Annotated in this window: 14 protein-coding genes; 10 read left to right on the forward strand and 4 right to left on the reverse strand. The window is 67.2% G+C overall.

Annotation, left to right across the window (positions count from 1 at the left end):
• Positions 1–12 precede the first annotated feature (12 nt).
• A complete protein-coding gene (locus tag DK26_RS06445; RefSeq protein WP_066469522.1) occupies positions 13–792 on the reverse strand; it encodes an NAD(P)-binding domain-containing protein in 780 nt (259 codons plus the stop codon).
• Between the two features lie 137 nt (positions 793–929).
• Between DK26_RS06445 and DK26_RS06450 the strand changes: the two genes are divergently transcribed.
• The 10 genes from DK26_RS06450 (at position 930) to DK26_RS06495 (ending at position 12030) form a co-directional block, all read left to right on the forward strand.
• Positions 930–1703 carry a GntR family transcriptional regulator gene (locus tag DK26_RS06450; RefSeq protein ID WP_066469523.1) on the forward strand — a complete coding sequence of 258 codons (774 nt, stop codon included), beginning with the start codon at positions 930–932 and terminating at the stop codon, positions 1701–1703.
• A gap of 303 nt (positions 1704–2006) precedes the next feature.
• A complete protein-coding gene (locus DK26_RS06455) occupies positions 2007–2849 on the forward strand; it encodes a VOC family protein (protein ID WP_066469524.1) in 843 nt (280 codons plus the stop codon).
• Positions 2850–2898: 49 nt separating this feature from the next.
• A complete protein-coding gene (locus DK26_RS06460) occupies positions 2899–4503 on the forward strand; it encodes an ABC transporter substrate-binding protein (protein WP_066469525.1) in 1605 nt (534 codons plus the stop codon).
• 141 nt (positions 4504–4644) lie between these two features.
• On the forward strand, positions 4645–5622 hold the full coding sequence (locus DK26_RS06465) for an ABC transporter permease (protein ID WP_066469526.1): 978 nt from the start codon (positions 4645–4647) through the stop codon (positions 5620–5622).
• 3 nt (positions 5623–5625) lie between these two features.
• Positions 5626–6456, forward strand: a complete 831-nt coding sequence (locus tag DK26_RS06470) for an ABC transporter permease (RefSeq protein ID WP_066469527.1) — start codon at positions 5626–5628, stop codon at positions 6454–6456.
• Between the two features lie 11 nt (positions 6457–6467).
• Positions 6468–8081, forward strand: coding sequence for an ABC transporter ATP-binding protein (locus DK26_RS06475; RefSeq protein ID WP_066470188.1), 1614 nt, complete (start codon positions 6468–6470; stop codon positions 8079–8081).
• A gap of 14 nt (positions 8082–8095) precedes the next feature.
• Positions 8096–8608: a cupin domain-containing protein gene (locus DK26_RS06480; RefSeq protein ID WP_066469529.1), complete on the forward strand. Its 513-nt coding sequence runs from the start codon at positions 8096–8098 to the stop codon at positions 8606–8608.
• An 11-nt stretch (positions 8609–8619) separates the two neighbouring features.
• A complete protein-coding gene (locus DK26_RS06485) occupies positions 8620–9414 on the forward strand; it encodes an aspartate dehydrogenase (protein ID WP_066469530.1) in 795 nt (264 codons plus the stop codon).
• 25 nt (positions 9415–9439) lie between these two features.
• Positions 9440–11209, forward strand: a complete 1770-nt coding sequence (locus DK26_RS06490) for a cobalamin-dependent protein (RefSeq protein ID WP_066469531.1) — start codon at positions 9440–9442, stop codon at positions 11207–11209.
• Positions 11210–11520: 311 nt separating this feature from the next.
• A complete protein-coding gene (locus DK26_RS06495) occupies positions 11521–12030 on the forward strand; it encodes a GAF domain-containing protein (RefSeq protein WP_066469532.1) in 510 nt (169 codons plus the stop codon).
• A 241-nt stretch (positions 12031–12271) separates the two neighbouring features.
• Here DK26_RS06495 and DK26_RS06500 read toward each other — a convergent pair whose 3' ends face one another.
• The 3 genes from DK26_RS06500 to DK26_RS06510 form a co-directional block, all read right to left on the reverse strand.
• Complete coding sequence (locus DK26_RS06500) at positions 12272–13597, reverse strand: HlyD family type I secretion periplasmic adaptor subunit (RefSeq protein ID WP_066469534.1); 1326 nt, start codon at positions 13595–13597, stop codon at positions 12272–12274.
• Positions 13598–13650: 53 nt separating this feature from the next.
• On the reverse strand, positions 13651–16167 hold the full coding sequence (locus tag DK26_RS06505; protein ID WP_184231664.1) for a cadherin-like domain-containing protein: 2517 nt from the start codon (positions 16165–16167) through the stop codon (positions 13651–13653).
• 227 nt (positions 16168–16394) lie between these two features.
• Positions 16395–18203, reverse strand: a complete 1809-nt coding sequence (locus DK26_RS06510) for a type I secretion system permease/ATPase (protein ID WP_083533010.1) — start codon at positions 18201–18203, stop codon at positions 16395–16397.
• Between the last annotated feature and the right edge of the window lie 33 nt (positions 18204–18236).

Here is an 18236-nt window from a genome sequence, read left to right on the forward strand (position 1 = left end):
CCGCCAAAGCGCTCAGGCGCCCCGGTCGACCGGGGCGCCGTCGGTCAGCTTCGCCAGCACGGCGTCGCAGGCCAGCTTCCAGCTCGCCCCGACATTCTCGGCCGCGAGCACCTCCAATCCGCACTCGGTGATCCCGCCCGGCGTCACCAGGCTCTGCAGCAGCGCCTCGCCCGTCTCAGGCCGCTCGGCGATCATCCGCCCCGCGGCGACGAAGGTCTCGGCCGCCAGCCGCCTTGCCGCGTCGGGCTGCATGCCGTGCGCGACGGACCAGTCGCTGCCGAGGCCGATCAGCATCTGCGCCCAGCCATAGATCGCGGCACTGACGGTCGCGGTCTCGAACTCGGCCTCGTGCGAGAGTGGAATCACCGAGCCGAGCCGCCCCAGCAGCGGCCGGAGCTCCGGCAGGTCGGGATAGACCGTCGTCGGGCTCGCCCCGAGCGAGGAGGCGGTGAGCGGCATGATCCGCACGACCTCCGCCGGCGCCGCGGCCGCCCGGAGCTCCTTCAGCGGCACGCCGGCGCAGGCCGAGATCAGGATCTGTCCGGGACGCCAGCCGAGACCGCTAACCGCCGCGACGGCATCGCGGGGACGTGTCGCCAGCAGGACGATATCGGCCGCGGCCACCAACTGCAGATTGTCGGTTGCGAGGTCGATTCCATGTCGCGCCGCCAGCTTCGGGCCATAGCCGCGCGAGGACAGTATGAGTTCCGATGCCGGCTGCCCGCTGCGCAGGAGACCGGTGATGATCTCCTCCGCGAGATGGCCCACGCCGAGAAAGCCTATTTTGGTCATGATGCATCCATGAGTGCACACACCACCGGGCGGGTTTGCGATCGGTGGTTGATTTTTGGTCGCGACACCATTTGAAACGTCGAGCGTCGTGAGGCCGCGAACGTGGCGGCAGGAGATCGGCCGTAAAGAGAGGCGGAATGCCGGACACCTCGAAGGCCCCCAGCGTCGACCCCGACAAGACGGGCGGAAAATCCACCGCGCCGCGCCGCGCGGCCGACAGCGCGGAACGCGCCTACAAGGCCATCCGGCAGCAGCTCGTCGAATTCAAGATGCGTCCGGCGGAGCGAATCAACGAGGTCCATCTCGCGCAGATGCTCGACCTCTCGCGCACGCCGGTCCGCGAGGCGCTGAACCGGCTCGCCTCCGAAGGCTTCGTCGTGTTCACGCCCAATCGGGGTTTCTGCTTCCGCGGCGTCGATATCGACGATCTGCTCGACCTGTTCGAGATGCGCTCGATTATCGAGACCGGAGCCTTCGCCCTCGCCTGCGAACGCGCCGACGAGGCCGGCATCGCCCGGCTCCAGGCCTTCTGGGCCGATGCCCGCGTGCGCTACGAAAACAAGGACCCCGACGAGATCCTCGAGCTCGACGAGGGATTTCACGTCCATCTCGCCGAACTCGCCAACAATCCCGAGATCGTCCGCCAGCTGATCGGCGTGAATGCGCGCATCCGCTTCGTCCGCCGCGTGCAGATCGAGAACGGCCCGCAGCACTGGAGCCTGGTCGAGGATCACAGCCGCATCGTCCAGGCGATAGTCGACCGCGACCGCGACCGCGGCATCGAGATCCTGCGCAGCCACATCTCGCTGACCTTCGCCGAAGCCCGCGCGGTGCTCAAGGAAGCCCTGCTCAAGATCTTCCTGCCCGAGCAATCCGCGCCGCGCAGCGGCCGTGCCCGCGCGCGAAAATAGCCCGGCGCGCTCGCCCGGAGCATGCGCGAAATCATGACGGGAGGCCCCGGCTAACGCCGGGGCCCGGCACGTCCCGTTTATCAGCTTTCTCTGGTTAGGCACTGAATTAAAAGCGCTTTTCTTCGTTTGACAGTGACTGATCGACCCGCGCCGGACGCGGCTTTGCCGCCTGTTTCACCAGCCGGATCCGAGATTTGTGCAGCAGCCGATCATGCCATCACCAAAAGTGCCTGTACAACTGCATGCACTTATGACACGGTCCTTCCATCGGGGAAATCCCGCCTCGCATGGAACCTTTGCCAGATGCGCGACCACGTCCTTGGGCTCGACCACATCGTCATCGCCGTGAGCAACCTCACGGCGTCGGCCGAACGCTGGCAGGCTCTCGGCTTCACCGTTTCGCCGCGCGGGCTGCATAGCGACTATCTCGGCACCGCCAACCACACGGTCATGTTCGACGACGACTATGTCGAACTCCTCGGCGTGCTCGCAGCGACCGAATTCAACGCGCCGACGCGCGCCTTCCTCGCCCGCGGCGCTGGGCTGGAACGCCTCGCCATGCGCACCGACGACGCCGAGGGCGGGCTCGCCGCCCTGAAGCGCGACGGCTTCGATGGCAGCACCGGCCCCTTCGAGTTCCGCCGCCCGGTCGAGATCGACGGCGGGCGCACCGGCGAGGCCGGCTTTCGCATCTTCCAATGGCCGCTGGAGCCGGCGCCCGGCGGAGCACGCCTGTTCGCCTGCCAGCATCTCACCCGCGAAACGGTCTGGCTGCCGAGCCTGGTCAAGCACCGCAACGGCGCCCGCGCCCTGAAGCGCATCGAGATCGTCGCTGCCGACCCGCGTGCCGAGGCGGAGCTTTGCGGCCGGCTGCTGTCGCTTTCGGTCGACGAAAGCAATGGCGCCCACACGGTCGCGATGCGGCCGCGCGGCGCGGATTTGGTGTTCGTCGATGCGGCGCGGTTCGCGCAGCGCTGGGGCCGCAATCCCGGTGACGCGCTCCCGCCCTGCGGCATCGTGCTTGCCTGCGACGACTTTGCGCGCGCGCAGCCCTTCGCGGAATGGACCGGCCCGGGCGCCCTGCCCTGCGCCGCCGTCGACGGGGCGCTGATCGGTTGGGAGACGCCTTCGCGCCAGCCGGGCTGACCGGCGGAAGGCCTGGAATTCACAAGCAAACGCAATAATGGAGGGGATTATGACTGCAGGACATCCGACCCGGCGCCATCTGCTCGCCAGCGCCGGCGCCCTTGCGCTGGCAGCGGCCTTGCCCGCCGGCGCCTTTGCCCAGGAGCCGAAACGCGGCGGCACCATCACGGTGCACATGCCGCAGGAGCAGCGCATCCTGAACCCCGCCCTGCGCGCCTCGACGGGCGTCTATGTCATCGCCTCCAAGATCATGGAGCCGCTGGTCGACCTCAACGAGAAGGGCGAACTCGAGCCCATGCTGGCGACGAGCTGGGAAGGCTCGCCGGACGGCAAGACCATCACCATCAAGCTGCGCGAAGGCGTGAAGTGGCATGACGGCAAGCCCTTCACCTCGGCTGACGTTCAGTACACGGCGATGGAGCTCTGGAAGAAGCATCTGAACTACGGCACGGCGCTGCACTCCGCCCTGGAGGCGGTCGACACGCCGGACGCGCATACCGCGATCTTCCGCTACAGCCGCCCGATGCCGATGGACCTTTTCATGGGTGCGGCGCCCGACCTCGGCTACATCGCGCCCAAGCACATCTACGAGGGCACCAACATCCTCGACAACCCGGCGAACGTAGCGCCGATCGGGACCGGACCGTTCAAGTTCGCTCAGTACGAGCGCGGCCAGTACGTCATCGCCGAGCGCAACCCGGATTACTGGCGCAAGGGCTACCCCTATCTCGACAAGATCGTCTGGCGCTTCATCACCGACAAGGCCGCCGCGACCGCCGCGATCGAGGCCGGCCAGGTCCATATGAGCAATTACTCCTCGCTGCCGCTGGCCGATATCGACCGGCTCGGCAAGGATCCGCGCTTCGAGGTCTCCTCGCGCGGCAATGAGCGCCAGCCCTTCCAGAACACGATCGAGTTCAACCTGCGCCGCAAGGAGCTCGCGGACGTCCGCGTGCGCCGCGCCATCATCCACGCGGTCGACACCGACTTCTTCATCGAGAACTTCCTGTACGGCAACGGCAAGCGCGCGCATGGACCGATCCCGTCGGTCTCGACCAACTTCTACAAGCCGGGCGCACCGGACTACGCTTTCGACGTCAAGAAGGCGAACGCCTTGCTCGACGAGGCCGGCTTCAAGCGCGGCGCCGGCGGGGTGCGCTTCTCGCTGAAGATGCTGAGCCCGCCTTTCGGCGAGGATATTCCGCTCTGGTCGACCTTCATCCAGCAGTCGCTGCAGCAGGTCGGCATCAAGGTAGAGCTCCAGCGTCCGGACGCCGCGACCTATCTCACCGCGGTCTATCGCGACTGGGATTACGACCTCTCGACCGGCTGGCACATCTACCGCGCCGACCCGGCGATCAGCACCATGGTCTGGTACCGCTCGGGCAGCCCGAAGGGCACCGCCTTCACCAACCAGTGGGGCTGGGTCGACCCCAAGGCCGACAAGATGATGGACGATGCGGCGTTCGAGATCGATCCCGCCAAGCGCAAGGCGGCCTATCCGGAGATCGTCAACCTCCTCAACACCGAAGTGCCGCTATGGATGGCGACTGAGCGCCAGTTCATCTCGGTCACCAGCAAGAAGCTTAAGAACCACCACAACAATCCGCGCTGGCCGTCGAGCCACTGGGCGGATCTGTGGATCGAGTCCTGAGTGGACGCACCGGAGCTGCCTGTCCCTGGCGACAGGCAGCTCCGGGCCTGACGAACGTCTTTTGACAAGCACCGCTTGGCGATCTCGGATGGCCCGCCTCGTGCGGCCATCCCGGCTTGCTCGGCGCTGGAAGAGCACGCCATGCAAATTCTGAAGCTGGCCGGACGACGGCTGATGAGCAGCGTGCCGACGCTGCTCATCCTGCTCGCCGGTTTGTTCATCCTCCTGCAGTTCGCGCCCGGCGACACGGTCGATGCGCTGATGGCGCAGATGGGCGGCGGCGATCCGGCGCAGGCAGCGGAGCTGCGGCGCTTCTACGGGCTCGAAGGTAGCGCCGCCGTGCGCCTGCTCGACTATCTCTGGCGGCTGGTCCGGCTCGATCTCGGCTTCTCCGCCATCTACAACAAGCCCGTCGCGACCGTGATCTTGGAACGGCTGCCGGCGACGCTGATGCTGATGTTCTCGGCGCTGAGCTTCGCCTTCTTCGCCGGCATGGTGCTCGGCATCGTCTCGGCGCAGCGCGTCAACGGCTGGGCCGACACGCTGATCTCGCTGCTCGGGCTGCTGTTCTACGCGACGCCCTCCTTCTGGCTCGGCCTGATGAGCATCGTCGTGTTCTCGATCTGGCTGGCCTGGTTGCCGCCGGGCGGGCTCTACGAGATCGGCTCCGGCGCGACCGGCATCTGGCTGGTGCTCGACATCGCCCGCCATCTCGTCCAGCCGACGATCACGCTCGCGCTGATCTTCCTCGCCATCTACCTGCGCATCATGCGCGCCTCGATGCTTGAGGTCTCGACCCTCGACTTCGTCCGCACGGCGCGGGCCAAGGGCCTGACCCGCGGCGAGATCGTCCGCAAGCACGAGCTGCGCAACGCACTCCTGCCGATGGTGACGCTGATCGGCCTGCAGGCCGGCACCATGCTCGGCGGTTCGGTTGTGATCGAAAGCGTGTTCTCGCTGCCCGGCATCGGCCGCCTCGCCTACGAATCCGTGGTCCAGCGCGATCTCAACACGCTGCTCGGCATCGTCTTCGTCTCCGCCATCATGGTCATCCTCGTGAACTTCATCGTCGACCTGATCTATGCGCGGCTCGACCCACGCATCGCGGCGGGAGCCTGAGCCATGAAGGCCCTCAAGCACTTCCTGATGAGCCCGGCCGCGATGCTCGGCCTCCTGCTCCTCGTCGGTATCGTCGGTCTCGCCGTCTTCGCCGACCTGCTCTATCCGCGCGATCCGCTCGGCCTAGCCGGCCGGCCGCTGCAATGGCCCAATCCCGCCGGCCGCTTCCTGCTCGGTACCGATGCCTCGGGTCGCGACATCGCCGCCCAGATCGCCCATGGCGCCCGCACCACCCTGCTGATGGGCATCGTCTCGACCCTGATCGCGATCGCGATCGGCATCGTGGTCGGTGCTGTCGCCGGCTTCTATGGCGGGCTGACGGACGACGTGCTGATGCGCCTGACCGAAGCCTTCCAGACCCTGCCGAACTTCATCCTGCTGCTCGTCCTCGTCGTCGTGGTCGGCTCCAACATCACGGCGGTGACGATCGCGATCGGCGTCGTCTCCTGGCCGGCGGTGGCCCGGCTGACGCGCGCCGAGTTCCTGACGCTGCGCAACCGCGAATTCGTCCAGGCCTGCCGCACGCTCGGCCTGACCAATCGCTGGATCATCTTCCGCGAGGTGCTGCCGAACGCGCTTGCCCCGATCATCGTCTATGGCAGCGTCGTGATGGCGACCGCGATCCTGCTGGAAAGCGCGCTTGCCTTCCTCGATCTCTCCGATCCGAACATCGCCTCCTGGGGCAATCTGATCGGCCAGGGCCGCAAGGTGCTGCGCAGCGAATGGTATGTCTCGGCCATCCCCGGCGTCGCCATCCTCCTGACCATCCTCTCGGTCTCGCTGGTCGGCCAGGGGCTGAACGACGCGCTCAATCCGAGGCTTCGCAACCGATGAGCGCCGCTGAGATGATTGCTTCCGCGCCGGCACCGCTCGTCCGGATCGAGGACCTGACCATCGCCCTGCCCAAGGGGGCCGACCGGCCCCATGCGGTCGAGAACCTGTCGCTGACCCTGAACGCCGGCGAGATCGTCTGCGTCGTCGGCGAAAGCGGCTCGGGCAAGTCGATGACCGCATCGGCCCTGATGGGGCTGCTCCCGCCGATGCTGCCGATCCGCGGCGGCAGGATCATGCTCGGCGAGCGCGACATCGTCCGCCTGTCCGAGGACGAGATGCGGGCGATCCGCGGCCCCGAGATCGGCATGATCTTCCAGGAGCCGATGACGGCGCTGAACCCGCTGCGCACCGCCGGCGACCAGATCGCCGAGATGTTCCGCGCCCATACCGACCTGCCGAAGGCCGAGATCGAGGCGCGCGCGCTCAAGCTGCTCGACGAGGTCGGCATTCCCGAGCCGGCCTCCGCCTATCGCGCCTATCCGCACGAGCTCTCCGGTGGCCAGCGCCAGCGCGTGATGATCGCAATGGCGCTGGCGCTCGAGCCGAACATCCTGATCGCCGACGAGCCGACGACGGCGCTCGACGTCACGATCCAGGCGCAGATCCTCAAGCTGATCCGCAACATCCAGCGCCGCACCGGCATGTCGGTGCTGTTCATCACCCATGATTTCGGCGTGGTCGCCGAGATCGCCGACCGAGTGATGGTGATGCAGCATGGCAAGGTGGTCGAAAGCGGCAGCGCCGAAGCCGTGCTGGAGAACCCGCAGCACCCCTATACCAAGGCGCTGATCGCGGCCGTGCCGAGCCTGACGCCGCCACCGCCGCGCACCCTGCCCGACCGCAGCATCGCGACGGTGAGCGACCTCTCCAAGACCTATCGCAGCGGCGGCGGCTGGTTCGGCCGCAAGCAGCGCGTGACCTATGCGGTCAAGTCGGCGAGCATCGAATTGCCGAGCCGGGCCACCCTCGGCATCGTCGGCGAGTCCGGCTCCGGCAAATCGACGCTGGCCCGCTGCATCGTGCGCCTGCTCGACCCGGACCAGGGCGCGATCGAGCTCGACGGCGTCGATTTCGGCAAGCTCGAAGGCGAGAGCCTGCGGCGCCACCGCCATCTCGTCCAGATGGTCTTCCAGGACCCCTATGCCTCGCTCAACCCGCGTCGCACGGTCGGCGATCTCGTCACTCAGGGCCTGATCGCGCGCGGCACCAGGCATGGCGCGGCGATGGCACGGGCCAAGGAGCTCTTCACGCTCGTTGGCCTCGACCCCAACGCCACAGACCGGCTGCCGCACGAATTCTCCGGCGGCCAGCGCCAGCGCATCGGCCTCGCCCGGGCCCTGGCGCTGGAGCCCAAGGTGCTGGTCGCGGACGAAGCGGTCTCGGCGCTCGACGTCTCGGTGCAGGCGCAGGTGCTCAAGCTGCTCGTCGAGCTGCGCGACAAGCTCTCGCTCTCGATGATCTTTATCACCCACGATCTGCGCGTCGCGGCGCAGATCTGCGACCGGATCGCGATCATGCAGCGCGGCGAGGTCGTCGAGCAGGGCGTGACGGCGGAGATCTTCGCCGCGCCCCAGCACCCCTACACTCAAAGGCTGCTCTCGGCCGTGCCGGGACGAGCCAACTGACGGAGTCTTGCGCCATGAGCGAAGTCCACGAACCCGGCGAGACCTTCGTCGTCCAGCCCGGCACGGCCACCAGCTTCTGGCAGCCGGTGCCGGCCAACGGCCATATCGAGGTCGCGCTCGACCCGTCCAAGGTCAAGATGGACAACCCGCTGGCCTTCGGCACCCAGACTGTGCCGCCCGGCGGCTATGTGCGCGAGCATAGCCATGACCGCCACGAGGAGGTCATCTACTTCATCAAGGGCAAGGGCCGCGCCGTGCTCGACGGCAAGGACGTCCCGGCCGTGCCCGGCACGGCGATCTTCGTCGGCAAGAGCCGCCGCCACATGTTCATCAACGACGGCACCGAGGACCTCCACTGGGTCTGGCTGATCGTGCCGAACGGTCTCGAGGACTTCTTCCGCCTGATCGGCCGCCCGCGCACCGCCGGCGATCCGGCGCCGGAGAATTTCCCGCGGCCCGAGAACGTGCTCGAGATCGAACGTCAGACGGTCTTCGCGGCGCAGCCCACCGACCAGCGCAAGCCCTGACGGAGACCGGCATGGCGAGCAAGCGGCGCCTCGCGCTGATCGGCTTCGGCACGATCGCGCGCGACATTCACGCCCGCCTCGGCGGCGAGGGCTTCGCCTTCGCCTGCCTGCTGCGGCCGGGCTCGCCGAGCCGGGCAGACCTGCCTGCCGGCGTCACTGCGCTGGATAGCCTTACCGAGTTACTGGCCTGGCGCCCCGACCTCGTGGTCGAGGCAGCCGGTCATGCGGCCGTCGCCGAGATATTGCCGCAGGTGCTCGCCGCCGGCATCCCGGCGCTCCCAGCCTCGACCGGCGCGCTGGCCGACGATGCCGTGCTCTTGCGCATCGCCGAGGCCGCCCAGGCCGGGAATGCCCGGCTGATCGTTCCCTCCGGCGCGGTCGGCGGCCTCGACTATCTCGCGGCGCTGCGCGAGACGCAGGACGCAAAAGTCCGCTACACCTCTCGCAAGCCACCGGCAGCCTGGGGGCCGGAGCTTGCCGCGGCCGGCCTTGCCGAGAAGGCCGCTCAGGCCGAGATCGTGCTTTACGAAGGCTCGGCGCGCGAAGCCGCCAGGCGCTATCCGAAGAATCTCAATGTCGGGCTGACCATCGCGCTCGCCGTCGGCCATGACCGCCTTTCGGTCAGGATCGTTTCTGACCCGGCCGCCCTCGGCAACACGCACGAGATCGAGGCGACGAGCGCGCTCGGCACGGCGCGGATGAGCTTCGTCAACCTGCCCTCGCCGACCAATCCGAAGACTTCGGCCTTGACGGCGGCGAGCCTGACAGCCGCGATCCGCCGCCAGTTCGACCGCATCGCGGTCTAGCAGGCAGGCCGGTGGAGAACGCCAGATGACCGCGCCTGTCTTGCCCCCGCTCGCCGACCTCGTCCCGCCCCGGCTTCGGCCCGGCCATGAATTGCTGACCGAGGGCGCCGTGATGGCGCGCGAATGGCAGGTCGGCCGCAACCTCTTCCTCAATACGGCGCAGGTTGCCTGCGAGGCCGATTACAAGCGCCGGACGGCTGCCGAAGGCCGGATCATGCAGCATGCCCATATCGGCTTTCGCAGCGTCGAACGCACGCTGGAAGCGATCCGCAGCGTGCATGAGAGCTGCGCCGGGCACGGCGTTACCGTCGACCGCTTCGGCATCACCCTCGACTGGTCGATGGGCTACCCGCTTGCCGAGCGCGACAAGCGCCCACGCGGCACCGGCATCGTACTGACCGGGCCGGAGGATTTTGCCCGCATCACCGGCGTCGTCCCGGCCGCGGCGCATTTCGGCGATTTCATGCTAGGCCTGCCCGGCGCCGTCGAGAACACGCGCGCCGCGCTGGCGGCGGGCGTCACCACGGTCGGCAATCTCGGCCAATATTTCACCTTCCGCCTGCCGGATTGGGACGACGACGTCGCGACGACCGAGGCGACCGTGACCGCGCTCGGACTGATCGCGGCCCAGCCCGTCGAGGTTCTCGTCCACTCCAATCTCGACGACGGCTTCGCCGGCCTTTTCTCCGACATGAGCTCGGCGCTCGGCATGGTTCTGGTCGAAAAATACATCGTCGAGGAACTGATCGGCGCCCGCGCCTCGCATTGCTATGGCCATCATTTCACGGCGCCACTGGTGCGGCTCGCCTTCCATCACGCGCTGATGCAAGTGACCGACACGCCCGGCAGCATGATCTTCGGCAACACGGTCAGCTACAAGTCGACCGCGGCCGGCAACTTCGCCAGCCTCGCCAGCTATCTCCAGGCCGATATCTGGTCGCTGCGCCGGCAACACAGCGGCCACGCCATCAACCCGGTGCCGGTCACCGAGAACGAGCGCATTCCCGACACCGACGAAATCATCGACGCCCAGACCTTCGCTGGAAAGCTGGTCGAGCATGCCTCCGCCAGCCTCGGCTTGATCGACCTCGCCCCGGTGGATGCGATGGCGGCGAAGCTCGCCACCGGCGCGCGCCAGTTCCGCGACCGGGTCCTCGCCGGCTTGGCGGAGATCGGCGTCGATATCCGCGATCCCGCCGCCACCATGCTGGCGCTCCGCCGCATCGGCCCGCGACGGTTGGAAGCGCTCTACGGCGTCGGCACGCTCGACCGCGCCGCCTGGGGCGGACGCCGCGCGCTCGTCGAGGCCGAATGGGTCGAGGAGCTCCGCCACGAGACCGAAGCCTGGCTCAGCAAGGTCGCGGCGCCGGTGCGTGCAGGCATCGGCCGGGCGGGCTTGAAGGTCTGCGTCGCCAGCAGTGACGTGCACGAGCACGGCAAGAGCCTGATCGAGCATCTTCTCACACAGCTCGCGGCCGAGCCGGTCGATGGCGGCACCTCGGCCGACCCCGACGACCTCGTCGCCATAGCCCTGGCCAATGGCTGCGACGTCATCGCGATCAGCACCTACAACGGCATCGCCCTGCGCTTCGCGACCGAGGTGCTTGCGGCGCTGGAGCGCGCCGGCGCGAAGCTGCCGGTCTGCATCGGCGGCCGCCTCAACCAGATCCCGGAGGATTCCAATTCCGGCCTGCCGGTCGACGTGACCGACGATCTCGAACGACTGGGAGTGATCCCCTGCAGCACGCCGGAACGGCTGGTAGAGGAACTGAGCGCCTTCGCCGGTCGCCGTTGAGAACGCGACAGAGTTGGTCGCCAGGGCATCATCCTAGGACGCTTGCAGTACCTTCTGACGGCGGACGGCCGCGCTCGCTGGCCCGGCCGTCATCATGCTGCCGGGTGCATTCCTCGACGCCATGTCGGAAGGCGGGCCGGGCTGGCAGCTCTTAGGACAATCGGCCGAAAGATTATCCTCACGCGGCCGAAGGCCTGTAGGAGCACGGATTGCGCCTCCACGCGGATGCCTCCACCGCCTGACCGAAACCGCACATAGGCATTGCCGGAGTCAGCGTGGTAGGGGTGCCTCCCGAGACGACGGAGCAGGCCATGTTCGAAGCCCCCAGGATCGCGAGCGAGAACAAGCTGGAATTCTACCGAGAGCTCGCAGCACAGCTCGAGGCGCTCCTGGCCGGCGAGACCGACCCTGTCGCCAACGCAGCCAACACTTCGGCCCTCCTGTTCCAGATGATGCCGCTTCTCAACTGGTCGGGATTCTACTTCATGCGCGGCGGCGAGCTCGTGCTCGGACCATTCCAGGGCAAGCCGGCCTGCGTCCGCATCCCTGTCGGGCGCGGTGTCTGCGGCGCCGCGGTTGCGCGCGCGCAATCGCTCCTGGTCGAGGACGTACATGCCTTTCCCGGTCACATTGCTTGCGACGCGGCCTCCCGGTCCGAGCTGGTCGTGCCGTTGATCCGGGACGGCCATGTTCTGGGCGTGATCGATCTCGACAGCCCGGAGGCGTCACGCTTCGATGCGGCTGATCAGGCCGGCATCGAGCGCATCGCAGCGATCTATCTCGCGGCAAGTGCTGCCGAGGCCGTGCCGGCTGCAGCTTGACCACCGGCCTGATTCAATTCGAGCGACCAGCACTGGGCTACGTCTCGCCCATCGAATGCGAAGGGCTGAACCGTGAACCCACCTGCCCCGCCATAGTCGCGAACAGTCCACGGAAGCGGGTCAACTCCAGGCTCGCATAAGCCTATTCAGAAGATCATTTTGCTCATCGCTTCCATGATCCGCCAATTGCGCAACCTCCTAAAGCGCTGCACGGCGGAAAATCTGCGAGGGTGGGTGGCGCTCACCTTTCCCTGAAGATCCTGCTGGCGTGATCCGTGAAGGGTTTCACGAGATAGGACAGGGCCGTGCGCTCTTCGGTCTGGATAAAGACCTCGACCGGCATGCCGGGCAGCAGCCTGCGGTTCTCAACCAGCGCCTCGTTCTCGAGTTCGATATCGCCGGAATAGAAGGTCGAGCCGTTACTCGGATCGCGCGAGGTCGCGGGCGAGATATGGATCACCTTGCCTGGGAATTCCGGCGTGGTGTTCTTGGCGAAGGCCGAGAAGCGCAGCCGGGCCGGCTGATCCGGCTTGATCTGGTCGATATCGGCCGGTGCGATCCGGACCTCGACCGTCAGCTTTGCCTGCCTCGGCACGATCGTGGCCAGGCGTGCCGCGGGCGTGATGACGCCACCGACTGTGAAGACGGTCAGCTCGTTGACGGTGCCGGCGATCGGCGCGCGGATCTCGGTGCGCGCGAGCCGGTCCTCGGTCGCAAGGCGTCGGTCGCCAAGCTCGGAGATCTTGGCTTCGACCTGGCGTAGCTCGCGCTGCGCCTCGGTGCGAGCCGTCTCGTCGACGGCGATGATCTGCAACCGGGCCTCGCTGATGCGCAGCTTCGCGCGGGCGAGCGCAGCGTCGATCTCTCCGCGCTCGCCGAGCAGGCGGGCCCATTCGCGGTTGACGGTATAGACGCGCGCGCCATCGATCAGGCCCTTCGCGAAAAGACCTGAGTATTTTTGTTTCTCGAGCTCGACGAGGCGCAGTTCCTCGATCTTGGCGACGTGGCGTGCCTCCAGGCCCTTGATCTCCTCGCCGGACTGGACGATGCCGATCTCGAGCTGCTCCTTTCGGCTCTCGCGGTTGGTCCTGTTGCCGTCGAAGAGCCGCGTCTCGCCCTCGATGATGTGCGTTGCGTCATCGGAAAGCCGCGACAGCTCCACCGGAAACTGGACCGCCGCAAGGTTGTCGCGCTCGGCGGCGAGCCTGGCCTTGCGCCCGAGATTCTCGCCCAGCTGCGAGTGGATGATCGAAAGCTCGGCGCGCATCTGCACGTCGTCGAGCCTGAACAACACCTGCCCGGCCTCGACATGGTCGCCCTGGCGTACCATCAGCGCCTGGATGATGCCGCCATCGCGATGCTGCACCTCCTTGAGATTCTGGTCGACCTTCACCGCGCCCTGCGCGATCACCGCGCCGTTGAGGTTGGCCGTCGCCGCCCAGCCGCCGCATCCGAGTACCAGCATGAGCATGAGCGCGGAGCCGGCCGCCACGTGCGGGCCGAGCCGGAAGTTCGTTTTCCGATCGCCGACCCCGGCTTCGGCTGCATCGACCTGCTGGGCTGTCACGCTACTCTCCCTTTCCGGCACCGTGGCGCCTGAAACGCGTCAATTCGGCCGGTTCAGTAGTAATAGAGCCGATGGCTGCCGAGGATTTCGATGGAGAAATCCCGCTCATCCTGCTGCTCGACGAAGACGTCGACGAAGGTCCATTCGTGATCGCCGATCTTCTCGATGCGGAACCTGAACGGCTGATCGTCATCGTCCTTGTCGCCGTAGTTTCGCTCGAAGCGATCGTCCTCGCTGTCACGCTCTCGATCGTCGTCATCGTCCCAGTCGGAGCGGATCTGGTACTGCTTGATGACGAGACGATCGCCCGCCTCGAAATCGAGGATGTCGTGAACGAGCGCGCGGTCCTCGTCGTCGAGGCTGACATCGAAGGTGAAGGTGTCGCAGCCTTCGCCGCCACTGAGCGTCATTGCGTTGGCGCCGACAGTGAAGTGATCGTCGCCGCTGCCGCCGATGATCTCCTCGAGGTCGAAAATCCGGTTGTGGCCGATCTCGATGCCGATCGCCGTGCCCTCGACGAGGTCGATATCGACACTGCGTCGCGCCTGCGACAGGTCGAGCGTGTCGTGGCCGTCACCGCCATCGTAGCAATCGTCATCGCCATCCAGCGCGGCGACGATGCGGTCATCGCCGGTACCACCGCGAACATGATCGCGGCCGGCGCCGTCGCGGAGTGTGTCGTGACCGCTGCCGCCCTCGATGCGGTCGTCGCCATTGCCGCCATCGACGACGTCGTTCCCCTCGCCGCCGTCGAGATCGTCATCGCCGTCGCCGCCGAACATGCTGTCGTCGCCGGCTCCACCTTTGGCTTCATCGTCGCCGCAGGCCAGCATTATCACGTCGTTGCCGTCGCCGCCCTCGGCGTAGTCGTCGCCCGCGCCGGCGTCGATCGTATCGGCGCCGTCGCCGCCGTAGAGCCTGTCCTTGCCGGCGCCGCCCGACAGGTAGTCGTTGCCGGCCCCGCCATCGAGGACATCGTCACCGTCCTCGCCACGCAAGGTGTCGTTGCCGTCCTCGCCGAACAGGCGATCATCGCCATCGGCGCCGAAGGCAGCATCGTCGCCGCCGCCGAGCCTGGCGGTGTCGGCGCCTGCGGCGAGCTGGACCATGTCCATTCCATTGCCGCCGATGACCAGGTTGTTGCCACTGCCCGTGACGGTGACCGTATTGATGCCCGAGCCGGTCGAGATGACGTTGTTGCCGGAGCCGCCATCGATCTGATCGTCCCCCTCGCCGCCGTCGATGACGTCGTCGCCATCGCCGCCGAGAATGACGTCATTGCCGGAACCGCCGATGAGATGATCATCGCCAGCGCCGCCCGAGAGCAGGTCGTTACCGCTGCCACCATCGATCATGTCGTTGCCGGCGTCGCCATGGACAACGTCGTCGCCGCTACCCCCGGAGATACTGTCGTCTCCCTCCCCACCATGAATCTCGTCGTTGCCAGAGCCACCCGACAACTGGTCCCGGCCCGCGCCGCCGACGATCAGATCGTCACCGTCATCGCCGTTGATGACGTCATCGCCATCCCCGCCATAGAGCCTGTCATTACCGGCGCCGCCATGGATCGTGTCGTTGCCGCTGCCGCCATGGATGATGTCGTCGCCGCGCCCGCCATAGATCAGGTCATCGCCGGCCCCGCCGTAGATGACGTCGGCGCCGTCGCTGCCGAAGACGATGTCGTGGCCGCCGCGCGCGTCGATCATGTCGTTGCCCGCGCGGCCATCGATCAGGTCGGCGCATTCGGTGCCGACGAGGCTATCGTCGCCATCGGTGCCGATGAGCTCGACAAACGTAACGACGCTGAGAGATGCCACCTGCACGACGCTCGCGTCGCCGTCGCTGATCTCGTAGCTGAACGTCACGGGGCCGTAATAGCCTTCCGCGGGTCTGAACTCCCAGCCACCATCGACCGCGACGATCTCGCCCGAAGAGGCTCGGAGATTGACGATGGTGAGCGGGTCGGCGTCGGCATCGGATGCGCCCGCCAGGAGCGCGACGGCCGTGATCAGGAAGCTCTTGCAGATGCCGATATCGCCCAGCACGACCGGTGCCGCCACCCGCGGCGCCCGGTTGCGCGGCGTCGGCGGATCCTGCGGCTGCGGCGGATCGATATCAGTGTCGTCATCGTGCGGCCGAGGCACGGGATCGGGCGTGACGATCACCGGCGCAAACGGGCCGACCACCACCGGCAGGCTGCTCCGCGCGCCCGTTTCGAGACCGCTGCCGGCGGCAACGCCGTCGACACTGTCCTCGCGGTTGCGGAGACCAGTTCCCGTGGACGAATCGCCGAAGGAAGCGACGCCGACATTGTCGTTGCCGACACGCTCGCGGCCGTAGTCGAGATCGAAGTCTCTCGCCAGCTGGCGTGTCGGCAAAGGCAGCAGCGCGTAATCGATGGCGGGTGAGTCGATCCCCATGAAATCGGCGATACCGCCAACGGCGTGGAGGAGGCCGCCAGAACCGATCGCATGGTCGGCTTCGCCCGGCTTGTCGTCGAGCGAGCCGGTCTCGTCCTCGGGCTGCCTGTCCTCTTGCGCCGGCACGTCCTCGGCGCGGGCCTGCCGCATCCGACTTTCCCCAGTTTCCTCCGCTTCCGGTTGCCTGACGGGCGAACTCGGATCGGATTGGGAAAAACCGGGAAACATGCTCTTGAGGTAGATGGCGACGGAAGTGAGCGCCAGCACCAACACCGCCGGCCAGCGCGAGGGGGCCGGCTCAGTCGTCGGGCCGCGATAGATTTCCTGCGTCGCTGGAAGCTGCGCTGCCTCGGGTCGGAAGGATCTGACCTCGATCGTCATGCCGACACCCGCTCGTGCAAGGCGTTGAGGTGCTCGCTAACCCGCGGCAGCCTGGCAGGGCCAGGAGCCGCGGCAGGCGCCTGGGCGGGCTGCGGCACCGGTCCGGCCTGGCTCGCCGCTGGCGCGAGAATCTCGCTCCGCGGGCCGAAGCCGGCGAGCTTGCCGTTCTGCACGACGCCGACGAGATCAACCGCGGTCAGGGCGCTCGGCCGGTGCGCGACGATGACAGCGATGCCACCGCGCGCCTTCACCGATTCGATCGCCGTCTTCAGCGCTGCCTCGCCCTCCCCGTCGAGATTGGAGTTGGGCTCGTCCATGACGACCAGGAACGGCTTGCCGTAAAGCGCCCGCGCCAGGCCGATACGCTGACGCTGGCCCGCTGAGAGCGAGGCGCCCTGCGGTCCGAGCTGGGTCTTGTAGCCCTCCGGCAGGCGCAGGATCATCTCATGAATGCCGGCGGCCGTTGCGGCCGCCACGATGTCGAACGCGTCGGCATGCGGATCGAGGCGCGAGATGTTCTCCTCGACCGTGGCGTCGAGCAGGCTCACCTCCTGCGGCAGATAGCCCATCGAGCGTCCGAGGGTCTTCTCCGGCCATTGGCCGAGCTCTGCACCGTCCAGCCGGACCGAACCGCGCAAGGTCGGCCAGATCCCGGTCAGAGCCCGGACCAGCGTCGTCTTGCCGCCGCCACTGGGACCGATGATGCCGAGCGCCTTGCCGGCGGCGAGCTCAAAACTGACATCGCTAAGCAGGATCTGACCGGTCCCTGGCGCAGCCACGGAGATCTTCTCGAGCTTGAGAGAACGGGACGGTGTCGGCAGCTCCATCGGCTCGCTCGCCTGGCTGAGCGCGACCACGGTCTCGCGCAGGCGCTGGAAGGCCGCGCGCGCCGAGACGAAGGGCTTCCAGTTGGCGATCGCCTGGTCGACCGGGGCAAGGGCACGGGATGAGGCGACCGAGGCGGCGATGATCGCACCCGCGGACAGTTCGCCCTTGATGGTGAGATAAGCGCCCAGCCCCAGCGTCGCCGATTGCAGGACCATGCGCAGCACGCGCGAGATGGCGCCGAACGTGCCGCCGAAATCGTTCGACTTCGTCTGCAGCACGAGATGCTCGCGATTGGCCTGGTCGAAGCGCTCGGCCGCGCGGTCGGCAAAACCCATCGCCTTGAGCACCTCGGCATTGCGGGCGTTGCTGTCGGCGATCGTGTTGCGGGCAATTGCTGCCTGGCGCGTCGTGCCGTTGATCTGGCGCGTCGCGACCTCGCTCAGCACCGTCAGCACGGCGAGCACGAAGGCGCCGCCAAAGGTCAGGGCGCCGAGCCAAGGGTGCAGAAAGTAGACGAAGGCAAGATAGAGCGGGATCCAGGGCAGGTCGAACAGGGCGCCCGGCCCCTGGCTGCCGAGGAAGCCGCGCACCGTATCGACGTCGCGGCCGCGCTCCAGAGCTTCTGCGCTCGAGAAGCCGAAGCGTGGCATGTCGATGGCGACGCGATGCGCGATCGGCGCGATGTTGTGGTCGAGCCTTGCACCGAGCCGCACCAGCACCTGCGAGCGGATGACGTCGAAGGCGCCCTGGAAGAGATAGAGCCCGATCGCCAGGATCGAGAGCGCCGCCAGGGTCTGCACGCTGCCGCTGGTCAGCGCCCGGTCGTAGACCTGCAGCATGTAGAGCGAGCCGGTCAGGGCCAGGATGTTGATGATGCCGGAGACCAGGAACAGGAACAGGAAGGCGTTGCGGAAGCCTTCCGTCAGCTTCGCGACATCGCGCTTGCGGGCACTTGCGAGGCCTTTGGACATTGCCATGGCGGCAGACCGTGAGTTCGAAATTTATGAGGA

Origin of the sequence: Allobosea sp. WAO (assembly GCF_001509835.1) — a bacterium.
Taxonomy (GTDB): domain Bacteria; phylum Pseudomonadota; class Alphaproteobacteria; order Rhizobiales; family Beijerinckiaceae; genus Allobosea.

Bases quoted from the DNA above. Each gene is read 5' to 3' on its own strand.
- DK26_RS06445 (WP_066469522.1), bottom strand. From the start codon at position 792: ATGACCAAAATAGGCTTTCTCGGCGTGGGCCATCTCGCGGAGGAGATC.
- DK26_RS06450 (WP_066469523.1), top strand. From the start codon at position 930: ATGCCGGACACCTCGAAGGCCCCCAGCGTCGACCCCGACAAGACGGGC.
- DK26_RS06455 (WP_066469524.1), top strand. From the start codon at position 2,007: ATGCGCGACCACGTCCTTGGGCTCGACCACATCGTCATCGCCGTGAGC.
- DK26_RS06460 (WP_066469525.1), top strand. From the start codon at position 2,899: ATGACTGCAGGACATCCGACCCGGCGCCATCTGCTCGCCAGCGCCGGC.
- DK26_RS06465 (WP_066469526.1), top strand. From the start codon at position 4,645: ATGCAAATTCTGAAGCTGGCCGGACGACGGCTGATGAGCAGCGTGCCG.
- DK26_RS06470 (WP_066469527.1), top strand. From the start codon at position 5,626: ATGAAGGCCCTCAAGCACTTCCTGATGAGCCCGGCCGCGATGCTCGGC.
- DK26_RS06475 (WP_066470188.1), top strand. From the start codon at position 6,468: ATGATTGCTTCCGCGCCGGCACCGCTCGTCCGGATCGAGGACCTGACC.
- DK26_RS06480 (WP_066469529.1), top strand. From the start codon at position 8,096: ATGAGCGAAGTCCACGAACCCGGCGAGACCTTCGTCGTCCAGCCCGGC.
- DK26_RS06485 (WP_066469530.1), top strand. From the start codon at position 8,620: ATGGCGAGCAAGCGGCGCCTCGCGCTGATCGGCTTCGGCACGATCGCG.
- DK26_RS06490 (WP_066469531.1), top strand. From the start codon at position 9,440: ATGACCGCGCCTGTCTTGCCCCCGCTCGCCGACCTCGTCCCGCCCCGG.
- DK26_RS06495 (WP_066469532.1), top strand. From the start codon at position 11,521: ATGTTCGAAGCCCCCAGGATCGCGAGCGAGAACAAGCTGGAATTCTAC.
- DK26_RS06505 (WP_184231664.1), bottom strand. From the start codon at position 16,167: ATGCGGCAGGCCCGCGCCGAGGACGTGCCGGCGCAAGAGGACAGGCAG.
- DK26_RS06510 (WP_083533010.1), bottom strand. From the start codon at position 18,203: ATGGCAATGTCCAAAGGCCTCGCAAGTGCCCGCAAGCGCGATGTCGCG.